Origin of the sequence: Pseudodonghicola flavimaris, from assembly GCF_030164425.1 — a bacterium.
In the GTDB taxonomy this organism is placed as follows: Bacteria; Pseudomonadota; Alphaproteobacteria; order Rhodobacterales; family Rhodobacteraceae; genus Pseudodonghicola; species Pseudodonghicola flavimaris.
On record NZ_JASNJD010000001.1, the window covers coordinates 500,784 to 518,370 of the forward strand.

The following is a 17,587-nucleotide window of genomic DNA, read 5'->3' on the forward strand; positions in this document are numbered from 1 at the left end:
TCAGCCTCCTGCCGCGACAGTGCCGCCGGACAGGCTGCGGCCGATCAACAGAATGCCCCAGGTCACCAGACCGAGCAGGATGGAGAGCGCCGAGGCCATGGCGAAATTGGCCGACAGGGTGAATTCGGTATAGATCACCATCGGCAGCACATCGATATCGGTGGCCAGGGTGAAGGCGGTGCCGAAGGCGCCCATGGCGGTGGCGAAGGCGATGGCACCGGCGGCGATCATCGCCGGACCGAGCGCCGGCAGCAGCACGTCGATCACGATCCGGTGCGGCGGCGCGCCGAGGCTGCGGGCCGCCTCCTCCAGCGCCGGATCGATCTTTTCCGCCGCCGCCATCACCGTCAGCAGCACTCGCGGGATGGAGAAATAGAGATAACCCAGAAACAGCCCGAAGATCGAATAGGCGAAGACCACATGACCGGGCAGCAGCTGGTTCACCAGCCCCTGACGCCCGCCCAGCAGGATGATCATGAAACCGACGACGACACCGGGAAAGGCCAGCGGCAGGGTCAACACCGCCAGCAGCGTGTCGCGCCCGGGGAAGCGGTTGCGCACCAGAAACAGCGCCGCGGTGGTCGAGATCGCCAGCGCCGCCACCGTCACCGCCAGCGACACGCCGACGGTCTGCGCCAGCGTCGAGAGATAGCGCGGCGTGCGCAGGATGGTCAGATAGATGCCCCAGCCGGTCTCTCCGGCGCCGGAGCCGAGAAACAGCCGCACCAGCGGCAGCGCCAGAAAGGCCAGCGTGAAGATCGCCAGCGGCAGCAGGCAGAGAAGCGTGAACTGTCGGGATGTCACGGAAATCAGGTCCTTGTCGGGGGGAGGGGCGACACGCATCCGCATCGCCCCTCCGGATCGCTCATGGGGGAGAGCGAGAGTTACTTCACCTCGGAGAGGTAGCGTTCGCCGAAGCCCGACTGGGCCTTTTCCATTTCGGCGTAATTCACCGCCTGGGCGCGGGCATAATCGCTGGCGGGCAGGAATTTGGCGGCCACTTCGGCCGGCAATTCGACCGGGCGGGCGGGTTGCAGATAGGCGTTGGTCCAGATCGCCTGACCCTCGTCCGACAGGATGAAGTCCAGCACCTTCTTGCCGGTCTCGGCATGCGGGGCGTTCTTCACCAGGCTCATCACATAGGGCACCCGGACCGAGCCTTCGCAAGGCAGCACGAATTCGAAGTTGCCGTCTTCTTCGTATTTGGCGCGATAGGCGTTGAAATCATAGTCGAAGAGGATCGGGATCTCGCCCGAGACGACGCGCGCGAAGGAGGTCTGCTTGGGCACGATCGGATCGTTTTCGGCCAGGGTCTTGAAATAGTCGATGGCCGGGTCGAAATTCTCCAGGGTGCCGCCGAAGGCGAGGTTGGCGCCGACCGCACCGGCATAGCCGACGAAGGCCGAGGAGGGATCGAGATAGCCGACCATGCCCTTGTACTCGGGTTTGGTCAGATCGGCGAAACACTGTGGCACCGGGGCGCCGGCCAGCGCATCGACATTCACGAAGAAGCCGATGGTGCCGTAATGGACGGCGAACCATTTGCCTTCCGGATCCTTCAGACCTTCGGGGATGTCATCGAAGCCTTCGGGCTTATAGGCTTCGACCAGGCCTTCCTTGCCGGCCTTGATACCGGTGGTGACACCGTAGTAGGCGACGTCGGCCACCGGGCTTGCCTTCTCGGCGACCAGCTGGGCGAAGGTCTGGCCGGAGTTCTTGTTGTCATGCGGCATGCGCACGCCGATCTCGGTGTCGATGGCCTGCAGCATCGAGGCCCAATCGGCCCATTGCGGCGGGCAGTTGTAGCAGATGGCATCTTCAGCCAGGGCCGGACCGGCGATCGCGGTTGCGATGGCGGTGGCGAAAAGCGTATGTTTCATCGGGTCTTCCTCGGTTGAGTTTTGGCTTGGGCGGGGGGAACAGACGGCGGTCGGGGGGGCCTCCCGGCCGTCGTCCTTTCTTTCCACGGGCGGCGGCGCGAGGGTGCCGCCGGCGCGAAAAGTGAAGGGCAGGGGCGGCTGCTGCTGCAGCTCGCCACCCTGCATGGCGTTCAGAAGCGTCGCGGCCGCCTGACGGCCCATCGCTTCGGGATCGGTCTCGATGGTGGCCAGCGGGCGTTCCAGCAGCCGGCCGATGCCGATGCCGTCGAACCCCGCGACCGAAAGATCCTGCGGCACCCGCCAGCCCAGGTGCCGGGCCGCCTGCTGTACCGCGATGGCGAGAAAATCGTTGGAGGCGAAGATCGCCGTCAGCCCGGTTTCCGCCGCCAGCGTCCGGGCCAGCGCCTCAGGCCGGGCGGCATCGCTTTCGCTCAGCTCGATCAGTACCGGATCGGCCAGGCCGCGGGCCCGGCATTCGGCGCGGAAGCCGTCATAGCGGTTGCGCGACCGGTCCGAGCTGGAGAACCGCAGCGCCAGAAAGCCGGTGCGGCGATGGCCGAGCGCGGCGAATTGCCGGGCGACCTCGCGCGCGGCGGCGCGGTTGTCGACATAGGCGGAAGCGAAGCCCGGCAGCGGATCGTGAAACATCAGCGCCACCGGCAGGGCGCGGGCCCGGGCCTGTGCCAGCGCCGGGTTGGCAGCGGGGCTGGCGACGGTGGCGATCAGCCCGTCGACCTCCTTGCCCAGGAGCATCCGCAGCAGATCCTCGTCCCGGTCGGCATCGTAGTTCGAACTGGCGACCAGCAGCTGATAGCCGGCCGCCTGCAGATCCTCCTGCGCGCCCTGAACCGCCTCGGCGAAGACGGGATTGGCGAGCGAGGGGACCAGGCAGCCGACGGTCATCGACCGGCGGCTCTGCAGGGCGCGGCCGATGGCCGAAAACGAAAACCCCATCTCGCGCGCGGCCCGTTCCACCCGGTCGCGGATCTCGGCGCTGGCAGGGCCGGAATTGTTCAGCACTCGACTCGCCGTCGAGATGCCGCAGCCGGCGGCACGGGCGACATCCTTGATGGTGACTTTCGGGGGCTGAGACATCGGGTCGCCTGCTTGGAAACGTTTCCAGGCGGAGATAACAGCGATTCGAAACAGGGATGTGACACTCAGGGGAAATCGCCGCGACACCGGGGATGGGCCCGGCATGAGCACCGCGCGGCCGGGATGCCGCACAGGCAGAGAGAGGCGCCCCGGGACGGCTCAGCCGCGCCGTGCGATCCCCAGCGTCTTCATCTTGCGATAGAGCGTGGCACGGCTGATCCCCAGTGCCGCTGCGGCCCGGGTCACATTGCCATGGGCGCGATGCAGCGCGCGGGTCACCTCCGACCGCAGGGCGCGGTCCAGGTCGGCGCCGCGATCGGCGCTGTCGCCCAGCAGGTCGGCCATCAGATCGGTGAGCGGCTGGCGGTCGTCCAGATCGGCGGCGGAGAGCTTCAGCGCCCGGCGCGCGGCGCGGTTGGCCCCGATCACCAGATCGTCGCGGTCCACCGCCAGCAGGCTGGGGCCGCTGCCCGGCTCGGTCCCCAGCGTGACGATCCGGGCGCCGGAAAACGCAGTGTGAAACAGCGCGGTGCTGGCCTGCACTGCGGCGTCCTGAATTGCCAGCGCCATCAGCCGGGCCTGCACATCGCTGAGATCCTCGCGCGAGGAGGAGATGTTCAGCACCCCCGCCAGGCTGCCATCGGCGGCCTCGACCGGCGCGCCGATGCAGATCAGCGGCAGGTTGCGGGCAAAGAAATGCTGATCGCGCCAGATCACCGTGGCGCGGCCATCGGCCAGGCAGGTGCCGATCGCATTGGTGCCCTCGGCGGCCTCGGACCAGTCGGCGCCGACCGACAAGCCGGCCAGGCCGAACAGCTCTCCGTCTGCGGCGCGGGTGCGCTGTTCCAGGATCAGCCCGTGGCGGTCGGCCAGCAGCAGCGAGCTGCCGGTATCGAGGATACCGCCGGCGAGCCGGTCCATCACCGGCAGGCTGGCCTGCAACAGCGCCTCGGCGCGGTCGCGGTGCTGGCGGATCAGCGGCTGTTCCAGACGCGGCGGGCGGGTCAGGGTCTTTGGGTCCAGCCGGTGGTGCAGCAGCGAGCGCCGCCAGGAGGCGGCGATGACAGAGCGGCCCGGCTGCGACGAGCGTGCGGCCTCTTCGATCATCTCGGCGTGCTGAGCGGGCGATCCCAGAAGCAACTGTGCCATGACCCTCGTTCTCCAACCCCGGTGCCGGCTCCGCCAGGCGGCGCGCGCCCGCGGTCATCTCTATCCGGGGTATCTGGCGTGAATGCGGCGGGATTTCCACCGCGCGGGCCGGCGGAAAAGCGGCACCGTTGAGAAACATCGCGAAAACGTCTCATTTGTGATACAGTGCTTCTGCGACAGTTCGCGGCCCCGCCCGGGGCGCGGTTGTTTTCCCGCCCCGGTGGCGCGCATCAGAACGGATCGCCTGTTCCAAAGGCTCACACGTTCAGAAGAGATTGATGCCACATGCTAAAATCCAAACTCGCTGCTCTCGGCCTGGCAGCGGTGGTCGTGGCGGGGGCGTTCGGCGTTTATGCCTATCGCAGTCCCTTGCCGGAGATGGCCGCCGCCGACCGACCGGCCTTCCCCCCGGAGATCATCGAAAAGGGCCGTGTGCTGGCTGCGGCCGGCTATTGTGCCACCTGCCACACCGCCAAGGATGGTGCGCCCTATGCGGGGAACTACCCCGTGGTGACTGATTTCGGAACCATCTATGCCTCGAACCTGACGCCGGACGCGGAGACCGGGATCGGGCGCTGGTCGCCGACGGCCTTCCGCCGCGCCATGCAGGAGGGGGTCGATCGCGCGGGACGCCATCTGTTCCCGGCCTTCCCCTTCGACCATTTCACCAAGATGACGGATGCGGACGTGGATGCGATCTATGCCTATCTGATGTCCGAGGTGGCGCCGGTGCGCGAAGCGACCCGCGAGCCGACCATTCCCTTCCCGCTGAACCAGCGGATCCTGCAGGCGGGCTGGGCGCTGATCTTCGTCGATTTCGGCCGCTATGAGCCCGATCCGTCGAAATCCGAGGCGTGGAACCGCGGCGCCTATCTGGCCGAGGGCGTGGCCCACTGCGGCGCCTGTCACACGCCGCGCAACCGCGTCGGGGCGGAGATCGCCAGCCAGCACTACGCCGGCGCCAGCATCGATGCCTGGACCGCGCCGGCGCTGACCGCCGAGAACCCCTCCGGGCTGCCCTGGACGGCGGCGGAATTCACCCGCTATCTGACAGCTGGCGCCGGCCTCTATCACGGCGTGGCCGCCGGTCCGATGGGGCCAGTGGTCCATGCCGGCATCCGCGAACTGCCTCAGGACGATATCGCCGCCATCGGCACCTACCTGGGCGACCTCGTCGGCGCGCCCGACAGCGATCCGGCGACGAGCCCGGTTCTGGCGGCGAGCCTGAAGGCCGGGGCGCCCGATCCGCTCTATCGCCGCGATCTGGGCGAACGGCTCTATGCCTCCAGTTGCGCATCCTGCCATTACAACGCCTCCGCCTCGACGCTGTCGGCGGAGCGGCCGGAGCTTGGCATCAACTCCGCCATCCGGATGGAGGACCCGTCGAACCTGATCCACGTGATCCTGGACGGTGTCGCCGCGGACGAAGGGGCGGCGGGGGTGGTGATGCCCGCCTATCGCGAGGCGCTCAGCGACGATCAGATCGCCGCCATCGCCGCCTATTTGCGCGCCAGCCGCACCGATCTGCCGGCCTGGCCGGATCTCGACAAGGCCGTGGCAGAAACCCGCGCCCATGTCGGAACCCATTGAGAGGACTAAGAAATGATCGAGCTTACCATCAACGGACGCCAGGTCAGCCTCGACGCCGATCCGGATATGCCGCTGCTCTGGGCGATCCGTGACGAAATCGGACTGATCGGCACCAAATACGGCTGCGGCATCGGCATGTGTGGTGCCTGCACCGTTCACGTCGGCGGCCGTCCGACCCGCAGCTGCATCACGCCGCTGAAGGATGTCGCCGGCGCCGAGATCACCACCATCGAGGGGCTCGACCCGGAGGGTCAGCACCCGGTGCAACAGGCCTGGCAGGCGCTGCAGGTGCCGCAATGCGGCTATTGTCAATCGGGCCAGATCATGACCGCCGCCGCCATGCTGCGCGACATCCCCGATCCCACCGATGCCGATATCGACGCGGTGATGACCGGCAACCTCTGCCGCTGCATGACCTATAACCGGATCCGCGCCGCCGTGCGCGAGGCCGCCGCCACCCTGCGCAAAGAGGTGACCCATGACTGAGCATCGCCGTTTTCCGCCGCACAAGGCGCCGCTGCCGCAGCTCAGCCGTCGCGGGTTCCTGATTTCGATGTGCGCCTCGGGCGCCGTCTTCGGCTTCCCCAGATCGGGGCAGGCGGCGATGGATCCGGCCGTGGCCGGCGGGGTGCCGGTGGAGGCCGCCGGCGCCAGATACGAGCCGGCGATCTGGTACTGGATCGACGGCGCCGGCAAGGTCAACGTCAACATCATCCGTGCGGAGATGGGCCAGCACGTGGGCACCGCCATCGCCCGGATTCTGGCCGATGAACTGGGGGCGAACTGGGACGACGTCCACATCACCCATGTCGATACCGATCCCAAATGGGGCCTCATGGTCACCGGCGGCAGCTGGTCGGTGTGGATGAGCTGGCCGGTCTATCGTCAGGCCGGGGCCGCCGGCCGCATCGCCCTGGCCGAGACCGCCGCCGCGCTCTGGGGCGTGACGGTCGAGGAGGTCACCGTCGGCAACGGCAGGGTCACCGCCGGCGAGAGAAGCGCCGGTTTCGGCGAGCTGGTCAGCGCCGGCATCAGCCGCAGCTTTACCGAGGACGAGCTGGCGGCGCTGCCGCTGAAACCGCATGGGGAGCTGACGCTGCTGGGGCGCGAGCTGAAGGCGCTCGACATCGCCGGCAAGACCAGCGGTCAGACCGTCTACGGCATCGATGCCCGGGTCGAGGGGATGCTGCATGGCGCCCCGATCCTGCCGCCCTACCGCTATGGCTGCAAGGTCACCGGCGTCGACGACAGCGGCGCCAAGGCGGTCAAAGGCTATCGCCAGAGCCTGGTGCTGGAGGATCCCTCGGGCACCGCGCCCGGCTGGGTCATGGTGATCGCCGACAGCCACTGGGCGGCGGAAAAGGCCGCCCGGCTGGTCCGGGTCAGCTATGACACCAGCGCCGCCGCCCGCGCTAGCGAGGCCGAGCTGCAGGCAGAGAACAGGCGCCTGATCGACGATCCGGCCACCGGTTCGATCCTCGATACCGGCAACACCGATGTCGATCCGGTCTTTGCCGCGGCGGCGGATACCTTTGAGGCGGAATACGCCACCCAGACCGTGCTGCACTTCCAGCTGGAGCCGCTGAACGCGCTGGTGTTTCTCGGCGACGACGGGGTCTGGCAGGTCCATACCGGCAACCAGTGGCAATCGCTCTGCCTGCCGTGGATCCAGACCGCGCTCGGCGTCGGCGACGGCGAGGTGATCATGCGCAGCTACATGCTGGGGGGCGGTTTCGGCCGGCGTCTGAACGGTGATTACATCGTGCCGGTGGCGCTGGCGTCGCAGGCACTCGGCGGCACGCCGGTCAAGATGGTGATGTCGCGTGAAAGCGATGTGCATTTCGATTCCGTGCGCCCGCCGACCCTGTCACGGCTGAAGATGGCCTTTGATGCCGATCACACCGTCACCGCGATGGACACCGCCGTGGCCTCCGGCTGGCCGACCAAGGTCATGCTGCCGGGTTTCATGCCGATGGGCGTGAACGGGGAGCCCTACGACCCCTTCGCCTCCGACGGGGCAGACCACTGGTACGAGGTCGGCGCCCAGCGGGCGCGGGCGATCTCGAACGAACTGGCAGAGTCGGTGTTCCGTCCCGGCTGGCTGCGCTCGGTATCGCCGGGCTGGATCAACTTCGCGGTGGAAAGCTTCATGGACGAGGCTGCCCATCACATCGGCGCCGATCCATTGCAGTTCCGGCTGGATCATTTCACCGCAGCGGGCCGCAATGCCGGTTCCGCCCCGAATGCGGTCGGCGGCGCCAGCCGTCAGGCGGCGGTGCTGGCGCGGGTGGCGGAGCTGTCGGGCTACGGCCGCACCGATCTGCCGGCAGATACCGCCATCGGCCTCGCCACCACCTACGGCCAGTCGCGGTCGATGCCGACCTGGGTCGGCGGCGCGGCGCAGCTGCGGGTGGATCGTGCCACCGGCTATATCGATCTGCAGAAGCTGTGGCTGGTGGTCGATTGCGGCACCGTGGTCGATCCGAACGGCGCCCGGGCACAGGTCGAGGGCGGCGCCATGTGGGGGGTCTCCATGGCGCTCTACGAGGGCACCGCATTCGCCGATGGCCGGGTCGAGGATACCAACCTCGACAGCTACACGCCGCTGCGGATGATGGACGCGCCGGAGATCGAGATCGAGATGGTGGAAAGCACCGAGGTTCCGACAGGTCTGGGTGAGCCCGGCACCACCGTCGTCGCCCCGGCCATCGCCAACGCGATCTTCAACGCGGTGGGCATCCGGATGCGGCATCTGCCGATCACGCCGGAAGCGGTGCGCCAGGCGCTGGAGACAGCGAAAAGCTGACCCGTGGCCTTGCCGGGGCAGGGGGCGTAACGCCCTTTGCCCCGGCCCGGACGGGGGCGCTGGCAGATGCGGCCGAGATCGGCACATCAGCCCCTTGCACGCCCCAGCCGGAATGGGTAAGCAGAGCGCCACGGGTGATTAGCTCAGTTGGTAGAGCGCTTCGTTTACACCGAAGATGTCGGGAGTTCGAGTCTCTCATCACCCACCAGATCTTAAAAGATATTCTTCCTTTTTACGAAGTGCTCCTAGGTCGTTTGAACCTAAGTCCGCGTCTTCAGGTTCATGAAGTCCAGCACGTTCACGGCGTCCTGCATGTGCTCCGGAAGGTATCGGCCATAGGTCGAGAATGTGATCGACGTATTGCTGTGTCCCAGCACCTGAGACACCTTTTCAAGAGGGATGCCATTCGCCAGCATCGTGACGGCCGCGGTGTGCCGCAGATCGTGGATCCGAACATGGCCGATTCCTGAGCGCGTGACGGCGCTCTGGACCCCCTTGCGGATCGACCCGACCTGCCTCCCTGCATATTCGATCACGTGGTCGCTCAGCGCCGCCCGGTGCGCCACGTCGAGCGCGGCGCGGGTGCTGCTGTTCATCGGGACCACGGCGCGGCCTTTCCTGGTGGCGGAATCGTCCAGCCGTAGGTTGATGCTGCCGCGCTCAAAATCGACCCGATCCCATGTGAGGTCGAGGATAGCGCCGACCCGGCCGGCCGTGCCAAGAAGCAGGATCAGCGCCAGCCTGATATGTGGTTCGATGGCTGCGTCAATCAGCGCACGCGCCTCTCCGGCATTCAGGATGCGCTTGTCCGTCTGCGGCTTTGCTGGACGCCACAGCGTCGGCGCTGCGCCTTTTCCCAGGTGGAAATTCAGCGCAGATTGGAGATGCCCGATCTCGGTGTGGATACTGCCTTGAGAGATGCCAGCAGCTCGGCGAGAAGCGTCATATGCGCGGCACATGGTCTTGGTCAAATCTTCTGGCCGCAGGTGGCCAAAGTGCGGCAGGATCGCCTTCCCAGTATATCCCATGGTCGTAGCGGTTGGCTTGTCGCCGAGGTCTTCCCGATAGGCTTCCCATATTTCTGCGATGGTCGGGTCCTTTGGGCGGCTGGCATAGGTGGCCGCCCGATAGACCTCTAGGGCTTCTGCCTCCGCTTCCTTTCGGGTGCGTGACGCAAGCTGACGACGCACTCGCTTTCCGCCTGGGCCGGTCCAATAGACGCAGAGCCCGCCACGCAATCTTCCGATGCTGATGTCTGGCATTCGTAATTCTCCACCGCTTCCCATGGAATTCGGATCATGCGCCCGACCCGGAAGCCGCGCAACTCCCCTCGCTTGACCATCTGGCGCACGGTCTCCGCGCTGCACTGCCAGCGATCCGCCACCATGTCCAACGTCATCGGCCTGGTCATTTCTCTCCTCCCGTTACGCTCCACCCGCAGGCCGAGCACTTCATGCAGTCGATCACCGCGCCCGCGCTGTCGGCCGAAAGCGTCACGATGTCCGACCCGTTGAAGTCCGGCGCGCCGGCGGTGAGCGTCTGGGCTAGCGCGACGCCTGGGAGCATCTCGGCGCCGCAGCGGCGGCAGGTGGTGGGGGTTGTCATGCCGCCACCTCCTGCTCGATCGCCCAGCCGCCCCACTGGTCGGCCATGGCGTCGGCCAGGCCGGGAAAGAAGCGGCTGCGGATACGGGCGCGCTCCGGTCCCGGGCTGGCGCGGTGGATTTCCGGCCGGGCAGTGGTGCCGTCCAGTGTGCCGGTCGGGGCCAGCTTCGGCAGGCCGCGCAGCCAAAGGCAGGTGCGCTTCTTCACGTTGTCCGGGCCGTCTTGGTCGGTGCCGAACTGCCAAGGCTGCACGCTCTGCGCCGCCGGCTCGAAATCGCGGATGCGTTCTTTGGCGTAACGGTGCATCACCGGGTTCTCCACCGCGATGCGCGGCACTGGCGCGGTCCAGCAATCGGAAAACAGCGCGGCGCCGTCGTCCAGCTCCTTCCACATCTCGGCCTTGGTCCGGCCCGGCGGCGGCACATGCAGCCAGCGGACGCCGCTGTTGGTCAACCGGGTGCAGGGTGGATGCATGACGCAGAGCAAATCCCAGCGTCCGGGTTCCAGCAGCTCGCGCACGTCGCAGCGGATGTGCCGGTTGCTGCCATCGTCGGCGGCCTCGAGGTCGCAGGACCACGCATCATGACCGCGGGCGAGGAAGGCATTTCTGACGATGCCACTCCGCTCGCAGCCGATCAGTACGCGAAGGGGGCGGGGCATTCCGGCACCTCCATCGGACCGACCGTCACCGTTCGGCCGTTGCGAAGGGCCCAATGCATGCGGCCCTCCAGCGTGGCGCGGTGGCGGTGATTGTCGTGGTCCATCACCTCCTCGCTCTCCTGGACCCCTGTGGCGAGGTTGATCATGCGGACGAAGACGGGCGCTGACATGTGCTTGATGCGACTTCGGACGTTCATTGTTCTCTCCATCGTTTCCGCTTGGGATGCCGGCCCGGGGGGCGGGCCGGTCACCGAAGGGGAAGGTCAGGCAGCTTCGGCTTCGCGATGCTGCCGTTCGATCTCGGCCATGGCCTCAGCTTCAGCTTTGGCAAGCTCTTCGGCGGTGGGCTCCCCACGCTCAGCGGTATCCGCGAAAGGGTCGTCATCAGCCCGCTCAGCTTCGGCGTCCGCCTCCGCCGCGAGGCGCTGGCATTCTTCGATGATGGTCTTGATCAGGGCGCGGTGTGCTTTGCCTTCATCGCTGGCCCAGAAAGCGGTGAACGCCTCCTTGCCCTTGCGGGCTTCGGCGCGGGCGTGATCGAGGACCTCCTTCTGCCTCTGCGCATCGCCCTGGCCCTTGGCCCACTCGGCCATGGCGCGACCGGTCTCCGCACCCATCGGCCGGCGCGGATCGAGCAGCCCCTTGAATTGATCTGCCACCTTGATCTGGTGGACCGGGCAGCCGGGCGCCGCCGGGTCGAGGATCACCATGGTGGTCATCTCGAACATCAGATCGCCGTCGGCGGCGGGATCCCACGGAACATCGGCGCGGCGGGTCTTGGTCTTGCGGGCGTTCTTCCCGGTCTTGAAGTCCTGCATCACCGGCTTGGCCCGCGTGCAGATGATGATGTTGGTCTTGGCGCGCACGATGCGATCGATCAGGCGACGGTAGCGCGGCTTGACCTCGGCCCATGCGAGCTGCGAGCGGGCGTCCTTCTTGCTGTCGTCGCCGCGGGTGAGCCGGTCCAGCGTGGTCGCATGCAGGTCCAGGACGCCTCCGACGCCCTCCCATGCGTGGGAGAAGCTGTCGAGGATCACCACCGGCAGGCCGGCTGCCTCGGCCGCGTCGATGACCTCGATCCAGCGCTCGGGGCCAAAGCCGACGACCTTTCCGCTGTCGTCCACGGCCTGGAAGTCGAAGTGCATCATCTCGGGGAAAGCCTGCTTGTAGTGCAGGGCCCGGCGGTTCTCGGTGTCGACATAGCCGATGGGCGCGCCGGGGCGACCGGTTACGGTCTCCGCGATGCCGCGGGCCATGAGCAGGGCCGAATAGGTCTTGCCGGTGCCGGAGCCGCCGGAGAGCCCGATGGACAGGGTGAGCGGATCATTGATCTCGGTGACGGGGATGAAGCGGATGGTCATTCTGCAGCTCCTTGGTAGCCTTGGGGCGCCTGCCAGAGGCGGGCGGCTTCGATGATGTCGGCGCCGGTCCGGCGCTTGTGATCGGCCTCAACGCTCTCGCGCTCGAGCCATCGTTCGTGGAACCACTCCGGCAGATCGATCCGGTGCACGCCTGGCGGATAGCCCGGCCAGTGGTCGTCGCGCAGGCAGATGCGCCAGATTTCACGCGCGCGGGCGATCTTCTTGCGGGCCATCATCAGGCTGTCGTCGCCAAGCTCGACCACGCAGACCTCGTAGGGTGCGCTCTTCTCCTGGAAGACGAAGCGGAACGGGCGGTCCTCGCCGGTGGCTGCCTTCCAGACCTGCCGGTAGTGCTCGGCCTGCACGTCGTAGCCGTAGTTCAGGATGGCGCGCTCGCAGGCGTGTGGCGCCGCGCTCTCGCAGGTCTTGAGGTCGTAGATCGGCGCACCTGCGGCCAGCGGCACATTGTCGAACATGGCCCGGCACCAGATGCCATCGATCTTGGCCAGCGCGACCAGTTCGGACCGGGCGGGGTCGAGGCTGACGCCCATCCCGGCGAGCCGGTCGTGGGCAACCGCGCGCATGGCTTCGATCCCGTCGACCTCGGCGGATTTCAGCGGTGTCGCCCCAGCGTCCCGCGCAGAGGCGATGAACTCCTTCGCGGCCTTGGTGCTGGCGGCACCATTCGAGGCCAACAGCTCGTCAGGGATCGGCACATAGTTAGCGCCCTTGCCGAGGATGGCGCGGTGCGCAGCCCGGCCGATGTCGAAGGTCTTCTTGTCGACCGGCTCCCATTCCGGGTTGAGCCGCGGGCACGCGGTCCAGGCGTGAAGCGGGGACTGCGCCAGCATCAGCTTCGCCAGCGTGGAGGAAAGCGACGGCGCAGGCGCCGGGTCGCGGTGATAGGTCTCTCCGTCGAGCTCGTAGATGCCGGGGCGGTCGAGGATGGTTTCGGTCATCGCGTTCATCACGCCGCCTCCATCTCGCCGGTCATCAGGTCCTCGGTGATCCGCTCGGCGATCAGCTCTTCCTGGCGATCGACTTCTTCCTCGCCGCACATTTCGACCAGTTCGACGCGGCCCGCCTTCCAGCCGCCGATCTGAACGGTGGTGATTTCAAGGCCCTCAACCTCAGGGTATCCGGTGAAGATCCCAACGTCCGGCTCGGCAGGTTGCCAGCGGGCGTCGTAATCCACTGTCACCGGCACGTCAGGCAACTCTCCGCCATCGGACGGGCAGAGGGTTATGTCTGTGTGGTAGATCGCCATCACAGCCACCTCCCGACAGCGCGCACGAACAGCAGCCCGCCACCGATCAGGCATGTCGCCAGAACCGCCCAGAACAGCACCTGGTCAATCAGCGGCTGCCGGTCGATCCAGCGCTTCCCGGTGAGCCGGGCGAGCATGCCGTCGCGCATCCTGGCATCGACGCGTTCTGCCGGGGTAGGGCGCTCAAGCTGCTCGATGCCGGCCTGCACCGCCCGGGCGCGCAGGTCATCGACGTAGCCGCCGTCGTAGAAGCCGCCATCCATCACGCCACCTCGCGCGGCTGGGCGAAGTGGTTGGCGCCGTCCGCCTCGCAGTCGCGCTGCAGCTCGCGGTCGAAGGCGCCCCGCGGGAACACGGTGCGGATGCCGGTCGGTCGGCTGTGGCCGATCACCGCCGGCAGCGGGATCACCGCGCCGTCGTGGCTCTCGGTCACTTGGGTGGTCTGGATGGTGGTCATCTGTCTCTCCCTCATGGGCGCCGGGTGCCCGGCGGTGGTCCCGCGATCTGCGACCCGTTGGCTCGGCGGCCGGGTTGGGCGGGTCTTCGGCGGGGTGTGTGGGGAGATATGTAGCGAAATTCGCAACGTAACGCAATGGAGAATGTAGCTTAAATCGCTACAAATGGAAATTGAGCCGTGCTATGCCACCCATGCCGGGGATCGGCCCCGGTGCTGTCTGGCGGCGCGAACCCTGTATGGGGCATGGGGCACCTGATCAGGGAAACGACCGGGAGACCGTCTGCGGGTTCGATCCCCGCCGCGCGGTCTGATGGCAAATAGAACGACCAGCGCACAGGGGCGGGGCAGTTGATCTGGTGGCGAGGGGCATAAAGGCCGATGGAAATACCGTGCACTGAGGGCGGGGAGCCGACTTTCGCTGCGGATGCCTCCGAAGTCCGCTTAGCAACGAGAGCATATTTGACCCAATGAAATGCTCCTTGGCCTGCAGCACTCACCGAGCAAAGCATTGAGGTGAAAGGCCGTAGGTGTGCTGGATAGAACCTTCCACGAACACCAAAGTTCGGCTATTAAGTTCCGTGCAGGTAATCGAGAATGAAAGAGCGAGCAGATGACAAAACGATGGGTAGGAATTGTCGTGAGTGGCGACAAGGTCATAGTGGTTGACGCCGAAGTTCCCGATGCCGGTCAGCTCGTTCTTCAGAATGATGACACTTGGAAAATGCAAGGTGGTGATCGCGCGGCCGCCTATAACGTGATTGGCCAACAATGCCACGACTACCTCCGTGCCAATGGTGTTACGAAGGTGTTGATCAAGGCCAGCGCAGTGTCACTCGGGGCCACCAAAATCGGCCACCTGCGAAGCGCGGAGTTGAGGGGCGTCATCAAAGGCGCAGCGGCGTCGGTTTGCGAGGTGAAAGAATTCTCGAAGGCCGCGCTTAGCAGGAATTTCGGTGATCGGAAGGTAGACGAATACGCAAAAGACGACGCATTCTGGATGACTCACTTTACCGGCGAAGAACTTCGTGTAGGCAGTCGAGAGGCCGCGATTATGCTTTTGGCTGAGAGCGGTCGAAATGAATAATCACGTCGCAAACCTCCAGATAGGAGATCACATCGGTAGTGGTCAGTTCGGCGACGTTCATGCTGCGGTTGACCAGGTTCATGGCAATGTTGCTGTGAAGATCATTTCTCAAAAGGAGGATCAAACCGACGCTGACTGGGATGCCGCCAAAGCCGAGTTTTTGCGAGAGGCACAGCACCTCGCAGCCGCAGAGCACCCGAACGTCGTGCCGGTGTATCACCTGGGCGAAAGCCCGGACGGCAAGAGCATCCGCTACTGCATGAAGTTGTGTGCTGGTGGGTCGCTGCAAGCTCCATACGAAGCAGGTCCAATGAGACTGTCTCAGGTGCGAAAGGCGGGAACGGAGGTCCTACTCGGGCTGGGCGCTCTCCACGCGCGCGGGATGATCCACCGCGACATCAAGCCGGGCAACATCCTGATTGACGAAAACGGTGTCGCGCGACTTGGCGACTTTGGCCTAGTCACGGACGAGCTGCTGCATGGCTACGCGGTTGGGGCCGGGTATTCTGATCATTTGGCGTTTGAGTTCTGGGAGCACGGGGTAACGAGCGCGAAGTCGGATATCTGGGCGCTCGGTATGACTCTGTATCGCCTCCTTCATGGGGAGGCATGGTACGCTGAATCTAGACCACCGCGAATGGTGATAGCTGATGGCGGGTTCCGCGATACACTTAAGTGGCTCCCGAATATCCCGCAGCGTTGGCGTCGTGCAATTCGGGCCATGCTTCATGACGATACCGATCACCGCTGCCAGAATGTGGCGCAGGTGCAGGCGGCATTCGCTGGCTTGCCCGTCGAACCTGATTGGCAATGTGAGGTTGATGGACAGCAGGTCCGTTGGCGCCGGCAGCAAGGCGGGCGCATCATACAGGTCGAATGGAATCGAAACTCTGCTCGTCGCCACGATTGGCGAGCGTGGAGCGAACCCGTTGGCGCTGGCCGACCGCGCACGCTTGGTGGCTCAAACGGTCAAGTTGGGTCGAAGGTTGCGATCAGAGAACTAGAGGCTTTCCTGCGACCCTAAACTGCGCGGCGCCTCGGCGGCAAAACGTAAGGCCCCAAATCAGGAGTCCTGACTGGCGGTTTCGCACCAAGGGCTTTGATAGCGAGTTCGCGTCGGTCGCCGCTACAGGCGCTGCAAAAGCTCTTAGAGGCGACGACACCCTCTTGTGGATGCCACACACGTCCGCAGAACCTGCACTTTGGTAAGCGCAAAGCCTTCATGATCGCACCCGTTGGATCGTTGGTTCTCCCTTATGTGTAGGAACATACACAGAACAGTCGCAGGTAGCAAATTTTAAAAGGGTAGCGGGTCAGAATAACCCAGAAGTGAATCTGGTTTACGACATCAAAGAGGCCACAGTTGATCGATTGGTGGATAACGGCTGTTCTATCTTTCCAAGCGGCCTCTCTCGAAAGAAGGCTCCAAGGTCTGCTTCGGGCCGTTCACGCCTTCCTCACCTACTCCGCCGGTTCACCCATCATCTCGGCACCCTCAGCGCCGAAGCCACGATGCGAGACAGCGCGGCAAGCTCCCCGGTTGCCGCCTTTCCGGCGGCCTCAAACCCTCTAGCCAGTTCAAGGCGCCCCTCGTCTGTACGTGCGATTCCGTCCGTCAGGCCGAGGATGATTTCCAGCGCCGCCCGGCGGCACTCGGCGACTTGGGCCTCGAGAGCGGCGATGCGGGCGCTATCTTCAGGCATTACCGCTTCCTCACCAACTCCGCCGGCCAGTGCAGGCGGACACGGACGGTGCGCTATGCAATCTGAATATCGTCGATGATGGTCTTGGCGTTGAAGATGCCTTCGAGTTTCAGCTCGTGCCTGCCAAAGTCGAACAGGATGCCGTCGCCATCGAACGATGCGAACTTGTTCACGATTTGGCGCTCAGTCAGGTCACCTTTCCAGAGGTGATGATCCAGGATCAGCGTGTCCACGCCGAGCTCAAAGTCGGTGATGGTGTCCTTGCCGTAGCCTTTGCTGAATATGAATGCGTCAGCCCCATCGCTGCCGGTGAGCGTGTCTCTCCCGCGTCCGCCGTCGAGGATGTCGTTCCCGGCGCCTCCGATCAAGGTGTCGCGGCCGCCGCCGCCATTCAGTGTGTCGTCGCCATCCCCAGCATTGATCAGGTTGTCATGCCTGTTTCCGGATAGTTTGTCATCGCCGGCCAGCCATGGTGTCCAGGTTTCCGCCGTCTGTTCGATGTATGTGGAGACGGTCTTAAACTTAAATGGGGCTATTCCCCAATCGATGTCAGTCATGCTGGCAAGCTGCTTTCCAGCGTCATCTTTGAAGACGATACTCTTCAGCCAAACACCCCAATCACCAGCCTCAAACTCAGCTTTGTTCCGAGGGGTATCGGCGAACACCAATGCTGTCGCTACAGTGTCATCCCCATCGATCTTGAAGGCGTAGCGATAGACACCATCTCCGACATCTTTCCGCCCGACGCGAGCGGCATCCAACCCATCTGGAGTATCAACTCCAAAGCCAAAAAGGTCTGGGGCAATATCCAGCCTGTCACCAATGCCGTTTTTCAAAATTACTTTCATAATTTCACTCAACCATACCAGATATACATTTCCGCTATACCAAATCACTTTTCCCTAGGGGTCAATCTTTTTCGTGGGAACAA

Annotated in this window: 20 protein-coding genes and 1 tRNA gene; 6 read left to right on the forward strand and 15 right to left on the reverse strand. The window is 65.1% G+C overall.

Annotated elements, in window-relative coordinates; all coding sequences use genetic code 11:
• The 3 genes from QO033_RS02365 to QO033_RS02375 all read right to left on the reverse strand — a co-directional run bounded on the left by QO033_RS02365 (nt 1) and on the right by QO033_RS02375 (nt 4,124).
• A complete protein-coding gene (locus QO033_RS02365; protein ID WP_284479312.1) occupies nt 1–804 on the reverse strand; it encodes an ABC transporter permease in 804 nt (267 codons plus the stop codon).
• Nucleotides 805–884: 80 nt separating this feature from the next.
• On the reverse strand, nt 885–2,975 hold the full coding sequence (locus QO033_RS02370; RefSeq protein ID WP_284479313.1) for an extracellular solute-binding protein: 2,091 nt from the start codon (nt 2,973–2,975) through the stop codon (nt 885–887).
• Between the two features lie 159 nt (nt 2,976–3,134).
• Nucleotides 3,135–4,124: a helix-turn-helix domain-containing protein gene (locus tag QO033_RS02375; RefSeq protein WP_284479314.1), complete on the reverse strand. Its 990-nt coding sequence runs from the start codon at nt 4,122–4,124 to the stop codon at nt 3,135–3,137.
• Between the two features lie 285 nt (nt 4,125–4,409).
• On the opposite strand from QO033_RS02375, the gene QO033_RS02380 reads away from it, so the two are divergent.
• From QO033_RS02380 to QO033_RS02395, 4 genes are all read left to right on the forward strand, one after another.
• Nucleotides 4,410–5,714 (forward strand): cytochrome c, encoded by a 1,305-nt coding sequence (locus QO033_RS02380; RefSeq protein ID WP_284479315.1) that lies wholly within the window; start codon nt 4,410–4,412, stop codon nt 5,712–5,714.
• 12 nt (nt 5,715–5,726) lie between these two features.
• Nucleotides 5,727–6,200: a (2Fe-2S)-binding protein gene (locus tag QO033_RS02385; RefSeq protein WP_284479316.1), complete on the forward strand. Its 474-nt coding sequence runs from the start codon at nt 5,727–5,729 to the stop codon at nt 6,198–6,200.
• Nucleotides 6,193–8,520: a xanthine dehydrogenase family protein molybdopterin-binding subunit gene (locus tag QO033_RS02390; RefSeq protein ID WP_284479317.1), complete on the forward strand. Its 2,328-nt coding sequence runs from the start codon at nt 6,193–6,195 to the stop codon at nt 8,518–8,520. The genes QO033_RS02385 and QO033_RS02390 overlap by 8 nt, the downstream gene beginning before the upstream one ends.
• Before the next feature lie 132 nt (nt 8,521–8,652).
• A tRNA-Val gene (locus tag QO033_RS02395) sits at nt 8,653–8,728 on the forward strand.
• Nucleotides 8,729–8,780: 52 nt separating this feature from the next.
• Here QO033_RS02395 and QO033_RS02400 read toward each other — a convergent pair.
• From QO033_RS02400 to QO033_RS02440, 10 genes are all read right to left on the reverse strand, one after another.
• Nucleotides 8,781–9,773, reverse strand: a complete 993-nt coding sequence (locus QO033_RS02400; protein WP_407682085.1) for a tyrosine-type recombinase/integrase — start codon at nt 9,771–9,773, stop codon at nt 8,781–8,783.
• Nucleotides 9,656–9,931, reverse strand: coding sequence for an excisionase family DNA-binding protein (locus QO033_RS25275; RefSeq protein ID WP_407682083.1), 276 nt, complete (start codon nt 9,929–9,931; stop codon nt 9,656–9,658). The genes QO033_RS02400 and QO033_RS25275 overlap by 118 nt, the downstream gene beginning before the upstream one ends.
• On the reverse strand, nt 9,928–10,125 hold the full coding sequence (locus QO033_RS02405; RefSeq protein ID WP_284479319.1) for a hypothetical protein: 198 nt from the start codon (nt 10,123–10,125) through the stop codon (nt 9,928–9,930). Before QO033_RS02405 ends, QO033_RS25275 begins: the two co-directional genes overlap by 4 nt.
• Entirely contained in the window at nt 10,122–10,784 is a 663-nt protein-coding gene (locus tag QO033_RS02410) for a hypothetical protein (RefSeq protein WP_284479320.1), read from the reverse strand. The genes QO033_RS02405 and QO033_RS02410 overlap by 4 nt, the downstream gene beginning before the upstream one ends.
• On the reverse strand, nt 10,760–10,981 hold the full coding sequence (locus tag QO033_RS02415) for a hypothetical protein (protein ID WP_284479321.1): 222 nt from the start codon (nt 10,979–10,981) through the stop codon (nt 10,760–10,762). Before QO033_RS02415 ends, QO033_RS02410 begins: the two co-directional genes overlap by 25 nt.
• 66 nt (nt 10,982–11,047) lie before the next feature.
• Nucleotides 11,048–12,145, reverse strand: a complete 1,098-nt coding sequence (locus QO033_RS02420; protein WP_284479322.1) for an AAA family ATPase — start codon at nt 12,143–12,145, stop codon at nt 11,048–11,050.
• Nucleotides 12,142–13,113 (reverse strand): PD-(D/E)XK nuclease-like domain-containing protein, encoded by a 972-nt coding sequence (locus tag QO033_RS02425; RefSeq protein ID WP_284479323.1) that lies wholly within the window; start codon nt 13,111–13,113, stop codon nt 12,142–12,144. The genes QO033_RS02420 and QO033_RS02425 overlap by 4 nt, the downstream gene beginning before the upstream one ends.
• Complete coding sequence (locus tag QO033_RS02430; RefSeq protein ID WP_284479324.1) at nt 13,113–13,412, reverse strand: hypothetical protein; 300 nt, start codon at nt 13,410–13,412, stop codon at nt 13,113–13,115. Before QO033_RS02430 ends, QO033_RS02425 begins: the two co-directional genes overlap by 1 nt.
• The gene (locus QO033_RS02435; RefSeq protein ID WP_284479325.1) at nt 13,412–13,675 is read right to left on the reverse strand and encodes a hypothetical protein; all 264 of its coding nucleotides are present in this window, start codon (nt 13,673–13,675) and stop codon (nt 13,412–13,414) included. The genes QO033_RS02430 and QO033_RS02435 overlap by 1 nt, the downstream gene beginning before the upstream one ends.
• Entirely contained in the window at nt 13,675–13,869 is a 195-nt protein-coding gene (locus tag QO033_RS02440) for a hypothetical protein (protein ID WP_284479326.1), read from the reverse strand. The genes QO033_RS02435 and QO033_RS02440 overlap by 1 nt, the downstream gene beginning before the upstream one ends.
• Before the next feature lie 610 nt (nt 13,870–14,479).
• Here QO033_RS02440 and QO033_RS02445 point away from each other — a divergent pair.
• Together QO033_RS02445 and QO033_RS02450 are read left to right on the forward strand one after the other, a co-directional pair.
• A complete protein-coding gene (locus tag QO033_RS02445; protein ID WP_284479327.1) occupies nt 14,480–14,953 on the forward strand; it encodes a hypothetical protein in 474 nt (157 codons plus the stop codon).
• On the forward strand, nt 14,946–15,977 hold the full coding sequence (locus QO033_RS02450) for a serine/threonine-protein kinase (RefSeq protein ID WP_284479328.1): 1,032 nt from the start codon (nt 14,946–14,948) through the stop codon (nt 15,975–15,977). The genes QO033_RS02445 and QO033_RS02450 overlap by 8 nt, the downstream gene beginning before the upstream one ends.
• A 457-nt stretch (nt 15,978–16,434) precedes the next feature.
• Here QO033_RS02450 and QO033_RS02455 read toward each other — a convergent pair whose 3' ends face one another.
• On the reverse strand, nt 16,435–16,656 hold the full coding sequence (locus tag QO033_RS02455; RefSeq protein ID WP_284479329.1) for a hypothetical protein: 222 nt from the start codon (nt 16,654–16,656) through the stop codon (nt 16,435–16,437).
• Nucleotides 16,657–16,709: 53 nt separating this feature from the next.
• The gene (locus tag QO033_RS02460; RefSeq protein WP_284479330.1) at nt 16,710–17,504 is read right to left on the reverse strand and encodes a calcium-binding protein; all 795 of its coding nucleotides are present in this window, start codon (nt 17,502–17,504) and stop codon (nt 16,710–16,712) included.
• Between the last annotated feature and the right edge of the window lie 83 nt (nt 17,505–17,587).